Source organism: Bacillus sp. RB3, assembly GCF_030164735.1.
Taxonomy (GTDB): Bacteria; Bacillota; Bacilli; order Bacillales; family Bacillaceae_G; genus Bacillus_A; species Bacillus_A cereus.
Genome location: NZ_JASNGE010000017.1, coordinates 96,931 through 103,060 on the forward strand (window position 1 = coordinate 96,931; position 6,130 = coordinate 103,060).

A 6,130-nucleotide genomic window follows, 5' to 3' on the forward strand; every position below is an offset into this window, starting at 1 on the left:
TCTCTCCCCTCAATCATTTACTCTGTTACTTCTTCAAGCGTCAGTTGATTATCATACAAATATGTAGCTTGTGGATTTCCCACATACCTTACGTGCCATGGTTCATACCGATAACCCGTAATCGTTTCTTTCGCTTTTGTGTATCGAACAACAAAACCAAATTTATGGGCATTTTCAGAAAGCCACTGACCTTCTTTCGTTTCCCCAAAAACCGTCTCTAACTGAAATTTAGCAGATTGAGACGTAATATCCATAGCTAGTCCAGTTTGATGCTCACTTGTGCCAGGAACCGCGCTAGACATTGCTGTTTTTGCTTCCCCGTCTTGTTTTTTATACATCGTATTTAATGCTTTTTGTCGATCAAAAGATCTAAATCCAGAAACTGCAAAAAGAAAAATACGCTCGTTGTCAGCCTGCTGAAACATATCCTCAAGCGCCCTCGCTGCCTCTTTTCTCATCTTTTTCTTTTCTTGATCACCTTCACTAGAGTAGCGCACTTTCGGAATAACTAAATCTGGCGGTCTATACCCATCTGGTAAACGCCTACTTTTATTTACAAGTACAAGCATTGAATTCGGATTATTAATTACCGCAATATCCCCATCCATATTAGCAATCGTTTCTTTCGCTTTCGGAAATATGCTATTTACACTTACTTCCCGCGCCTGCTTATCCTTATACATTTTATAATTGATTCCTGCTACTCCAATAATAATTATTGCAGCTACAATACCAAGTAGTGCCCATCTTTTTTTCATATAACGACCTCTTATTTTAATAATTTGGCCATTTCATACTCATCGATGCCCTTTCCATCGATAATAAGAGCAGCTTTTTTGACACCTTCTTTCTCAAATCCAGCTTTTTTATATAGTGCCTGAGCTCTTGTATTGTGGGCCATTACTGTTAATTCTAAACGCCATACATCATGTAATTTTGCCCACTTCTCAACCTCTTTAAACAATCTAGTCCCAATACCTCGCCCGTTATACTCTTGCAAAATACCAATTACAATGCTTGCCACATGCCTCTTTCTTTGAATGTTATTTCCATTCACTAATATAAAACCTACTATCCTCTCATCTTCAACTGCTACAAATATTGTTGCATATTCATTTTCCATAAATCGATGGATCATTTTTTCTTGTTGCTCAGCTGTAGTTTTCCTTTCTCCTGGTTCATATAGCATAAACTTCGTTTCTTCATCTAATTGCTTACTTAATTGCAAAAATGATGCTGCATCTTCTATTTCGATTTCCCTAATCACTTCAATCACCCTACCAGTTTCATAATAAAAAGTTTTCCTTATAAAAAGATTTTCTCTACTTTCCCGAAAATTCCTTTGTAAATCTCCTACTATAAATTGACAAATTTCGATATTACTATAACAACGACAAATTATGTCTATTCTGTGACGTCTCACCATTACAAAGAAAAAACGCAAGCATTACACTTACGTTTTTTCAAGATTGAAGTGAGCTAATAATTATCGATAGATGTCCTGGCTAATTCACGTTTCACTTTATCCATTCACTTTTTCTGCCTGCCAAAAATATTCACCAAATGCTTTAGCAAGTGCATCAATTGATCGATTCAATTCTTCCTCTGTATTATCTACACCGCCGACTTCTATTAATATCGCTTGTCCTGATAGGTCTTGATTATAGATTCCATTTCCTGTCTGGAACCCTTTTTGAATGACCCCACGGCTCACTCCTGGATATTTCTTATTAATCGCCTCATGTAAAGCTGTCGCTAATTGTAAGTTTTTTTCATAGTTTTTATTTCCTTTCCCTACTACAAATGCAAGCTTTGCATATGATTTATCTCCAATTGTTTTTGTCGTTACATTCTTTCGGGCACTATCACGATGCAAATCAAAAAAGTATTGAAGATCTTTATTTCCAGCCATAGCTTGCTGCACAATTTCTCGTGACATCTTATACGAACTATTACTGTTTAAACCTTTACTTATTAACTTTTGACCAACATCACTCTTATCGTTAGTAGCTCCAATCCCTTCACCTTCTAGTTGTTCACGGAAACGATCTCCTAATATAGAAATATTCGATACAGAACTCGTTGCTTTATTCGGATCCGGGTCATTCGTTAAGTTAAGTAAAGGTAAATAAGATTCCCAGCTATGTGTATGATAAATAAACGCAACTTGTCTCTTCCCGGTCGTTTGGGACGGCTGTTTTTTCTCTTTACTCGTATCTTGTTTAGGTGCTTGTCCAGTTCCACTAGTCCGTTCCTTCACCACTTCTTCAAGAGGAACACTCGACTCTATCGGTAAGTTAGAATAATTTGTACCCTCACCCGCAATAACAATTTCTGTATCGTACTTACCAAACCCCGGGAGCTCTTTCCCGACAAAACTGCGTACATCATTAAAGCGAATATTTGTAGCCATAGAAAAGAGAAAAGAAGAAATTGAAAAATCTTGATTCAAATTTCGATACTCCTGTGTAAAATAATGATTCTCTTTTCCAAGTACATACATGTAACCATTCATCGATAACTCATTTAACCAATTATATAAATACGTTGACTTTGTCTCTTTCATAGAGGTTACCATCAGACTAATAAGAAAAAAAGTCGCTAGCACTGTAGTAATAACAAATAAAACTAACTTACGCATATTTGTAAACTTCATAAAAAAAAAGCCCCGATTCATACTATCACCTCTCTATTTCAAGTTATGTACAAGCCCTAGAGAATAGACCGTTAAAATTTCGGCTATATTGTTAATGAGGTGAAATGAATTGAAGCTATTAATAGGAATATTACCAATCGCTCTATCATTCATTTTTTATTTGTCCGCTAAGCAACCAAAAATCTCTATTGTGCTACATATTTCTGCGTACTTGGCACTGTATGTACTCGGTACAATTATTTCCATTAATATATACGATGTTTTAATACAAGATTTAGTTTTCATGACGAGCATTCATGGAATTTTACTGAATCCATTTTTCCTTATTGCAGGAGCGTATATAGGAACATACACTTTGTACCTAATTTTGTCTCACATTATTATGAAAATAAAAAATGGAGCGTAATGAAATGCAACCACCATTTATCTGTCATACATGCAAAAAAAGAATTGTGAGAAAGAAAGACCTTATTACAGCCACATGGTACTTCCGCTTTTATTTATTTCACAGTGATTGTTTTAAACGACAGCAAGTGTTTATCTCACGATTTCTCCCTGTGAATACACTTTTCAATTTCTTTCTTATTATATATGGAATTATTTTTGGCAGTATTCTTATGATTACAGAACCATCTATTATTTGGCTGACTTTCTTTTTCCCCATTTTTTATCGGTTTCTTTCTTATTATTATGTTGAACGTTTTTTCTCTACATAACGCGCAGACTGACCTCTCGGAATACTTAAACATTCCCACTCATTTTCTTTTAACATCTTCCCAATGTAAATAATCTGACCAATATGCAATGCATAATGAGCAATTTGCCTTTCAATTGCTTGCATGACAGTATGTGCTTCACCGCGAATGTATACCGTCTTCAATAAGTGTTCCGGCGTTAAAGTATTCATCGTATTAAAAACATATTTCCATCCTTCTTGCCAAGCTATAAGGGTTTCTTCTTTTGAGTGATAGCATCCTTCAAATTCACCATCTCGATTACGATCTGTTTTTTCACCATCAGACGTTAAAAAATCCGTCCATCTAGAACGCATATTACCGTGCAGATGCTTAATAATAATCGCTATACTATTTGTTTCTTCATGAGAAGACCATTGTATTTGTTCATATGATAATTGAGAAAGTGCCCGTTCCCCTTGTTTCTTTGTTGCTTTAAAGTTCGAAATCGCACATTGTAAATATTCTCGTCCGATATCCATATTAGCCCCTACCTTCACCCTAGCTAATTTTTGTTCCATTTGGCAATTTCATATTAGGCTGAAGTAACACAACATCATCAGCTTCAGGAACACCACCAAGCACAAGTACTTCTGATTTGAATCCAGCTACACGCTTTGGTGGAAAGTTTACAACAGCAACGATTTGTTGACCGATTAAATCTTCTGGACTATACCTTTTCGTAATTTGAGCACTTGACTGCTTTATCCCGATTTCTCCAAAATCTATTGCTAGTTTAATCGCTGGTACTCTCGCTTCTTTAAATTCCTCTGCATGTATTACAGTTCCAATTCTCAAATCCAAATTTAAAAAATCTTCAAAATTAGCCATTTATCATTCCCCCCAATTATTACTTAGACAAAATACAAAAATCCCCTTCAAAAAAAGAAAGGTGCCTAAGCACCTTTCTTTTGTAATTCACTTGATTCATTTGATTTATAGAAGAAGAAACCGAGAATCCCGCCAATACATGATGGAATTAACCATCCGATTCCTTCGTTATATAACGGTAACATTTGTAGTACATTAGAAATCGCGTCAATTTTAATTTTCGCACTTTCTAAACCGTTAAAGAAACTAATTAACAATGCACCTAAAATAGCTCCAATATAAATTGTATTACGCTTCCCAATCCACTTATGGAAATAAGAAAGTACGATTAATACAATTGCAACTGGATAAATGATCATTAACACAGGTAATGTTACTGCGATTAATTGCGTTAAACCTAGGTTAGATACAATTAAACTAAATACACATACCATTGTTACAATCGTTTTATGCGAAAGTTTTGGGAATAAGTTTGTAAAGAAACCCGCACACGCAGATGTTAGCCCAACAGAAGTTGTTAAACAAGCGAGTATAATAACAAGCCCTAATAAAATTTTACCACTCGTCCCATATAGCTCATTTACAACATTCGTTAAAATAAGACCACCGTTTTCTGAGATACCAAGTGATGTACTTGTTGAACCAAGATAAGCAAGTGATAAATAAATTAACGTTAAACCAAGTACAGCAATAATACCTGATACTACTGTTATTTTTGCAATTTGACTACTCTCTTTTATCCCTTTAGAGCGGATAACTTGTACAACGACAATTCCGAATACGAGCGCGCTAATTGCATCCATCGTTAAATATCCTTGAATAAATCCACCAAAGAAAGCATTTTCTTTGTAAGCAGCTAACGGCGCAGCTGGCTCTCCAATTGGATCAATAATTGCCTTTCCGACAATAACAGCGACAATTAATACTAATAATGGTGTAAGAAACTTTCCGAACCAATCCACTAATTTAGATGGATTTAATGATAAATACCACGTTATTCCGAAGAAAACTATCGTGAAAAGAAATAGCATGTACCACTCTGAAACCATTGCCTCTGATAAAAACGGCTTCATACCCATTTCAAACGAAACAGCTCCAGTACGAGGAATCGCGAAAAATGGTCCAATTGCTAAATAACTAATCAATGGGAAAATAAACGCAAATATAGGATGGACTCTAGAAGATAGCGCTTTCAAGTCCCCCTCTACAAACGCGACAGCTGTTACAGCTAGTAGGGGTAATCCGACTCCCGTTACAAGGAATCCTATTGTAGCAATCCAAACATTCTCTCCTGCTTGTTGACCTAAAACTGGCGGAAAAATTAAATTTCCTGCTCCTAAAAATAATGCAAATAGCATTAAACCAATTGCTACCGTATCACCTGGCCTTAAACGTCCCTTCATGCTCTTCATTTGCATAGCACTTTTTCATTGTTTATCTCTATATTTTACAATATGCTATGCATCCTCCTCTCTGCTCAAGATGATAAAATATGCCCCTTACAAAGCAGTGTCTTTCTCCATAATTTCTCCATTCCCCTTATTTTTACTCTAATCATTAATACAATTATTATTTTAAATTTTGATTTTTTTGAATTTTCAAATCATTAGAGTATTATTATGTGGAGTGTAGATGTCAGACCTCTTTGTTTTTATCACACATATAGTAACATATTTAGTTGCAAAATAAAAACATATTTTCAAATTGATTTTTTTGAAAATCGAAATTATCTACATTTTTTATTCTCTTACACAAATATTGTTATAATCTCACCTATTATTCGATCGTTATTTTCAAATAACTTTATACACGTAACATACAAAAGCCATCTAATATAATTGAAGTGCACCCCAATTGTTAGACACAGTCTAACAATTGGAGGTGCATTTTTTATGGCTAAATTTTCTTC

Annotated in this window: 8 protein-coding genes; 2 read left to right on the forward strand and 6 right to left on the reverse strand. The window is 35.0% G+C overall.

Annotated elements, in window-relative coordinates; translation table 11 throughout:
* Positions 1-17 precede the first annotated feature (17 nt).
* The 3 genes from QO049_RS20645 to spoIIP form a co-directional block, all read right to left on the reverse strand.
* On the reverse strand, positions 18-758 hold the full coding sequence (locus QO049_RS20645) for a M15 family metallopeptidase (protein ID WP_000747647.1): 741 nt from the start codon (positions 756-758) through the stop codon (positions 18-20).
* 11 nt (positions 759-769) lie between these two features.
* Positions 770-1,267 (reverse strand): GNAT family N-acetyltransferase, encoded by a 498-nt coding sequence (locus QO049_RS20650; RefSeq protein WP_000617573.1) that lies wholly within the window; start codon positions 1,265-1,267, stop codon positions 770-772.
* A 255-nt stretch (positions 1,268-1,522) separates the two neighbouring features.
* A complete protein-coding gene (spoIIP, locus tag QO049_RS20655; protein ID WP_098299891.1) occupies positions 1,523-2,677 on the reverse strand; it encodes a stage II sporulation protein P in 1,155 nt (384 codons plus the stop codon).
* 88 nt (positions 2,678-2,765) lie between these two features.
* Here spoIIP and QO049_RS20660 point away from each other — a divergent pair, with 88 nt between their 5' ends.
* Together QO049_RS20660 and QO049_RS20665 are read left to right on the forward strand one after the other, a co-directional pair.
* The gene (locus QO049_RS20660; RefSeq protein WP_098607332.1) at positions 2,766-3,062 is read left to right on the forward strand and encodes a hypothetical protein; all 297 of its coding nucleotides are present in this window, start codon (positions 2,766-2,768) and stop codon (positions 3,060-3,062) included.
* Between the two features lie 4 nt (positions 3,063-3,066).
* Complete coding sequence (locus tag QO049_RS20665) at positions 3,067-3,372, forward strand: hypothetical protein (protein ID WP_016109792.1); 306 nt, start codon at positions 3,067-3,069, stop codon at positions 3,370-3,372.
* Here the strand turns inward: QO049_RS20665 and QO049_RS20670 are convergent.
* The 3 genes from QO049_RS20670 to brnQ4 all read right to left on the reverse strand — a co-directional run bounded on the left by QO049_RS20670 (position 3,345) and on the right by brnQ4 (position 5,624).
* Complete coding sequence (locus QO049_RS20670) at positions 3,345-3,911, reverse strand: DUF1572 domain-containing protein (RefSeq protein WP_000435828.1); 567 nt, start codon at positions 3,909-3,911, stop codon at positions 3,345-3,347. The genes QO049_RS20665 and QO049_RS20670 overlap by 28 nt on opposite strands.
* Positions 3,892-4,221, reverse strand: a complete 330-nt coding sequence (gene csaA / locus QO049_RS20675) for a chaperone CsaA (RefSeq protein WP_001263016.1) — start codon at positions 4,219-4,221, stop codon at positions 3,892-3,894. Before csaA ends, QO049_RS20670 begins: the two co-directional genes overlap by 20 nt.
* 65 nt (positions 4,222-4,286) lie before the next feature.
* On the reverse strand, positions 4,287-5,624 hold the full coding sequence (gene brnQ4 / locus QO049_RS20680) for a branched-chain amino acid transport system II carrier protein BrnQ4 (RefSeq protein ID WP_011110049.1): 1,338 nt from the start codon (positions 5,622-5,624) through the stop codon (positions 4,287-4,289).
* Positions 5,625-6,130 lie beyond the last annotated feature (506 nt).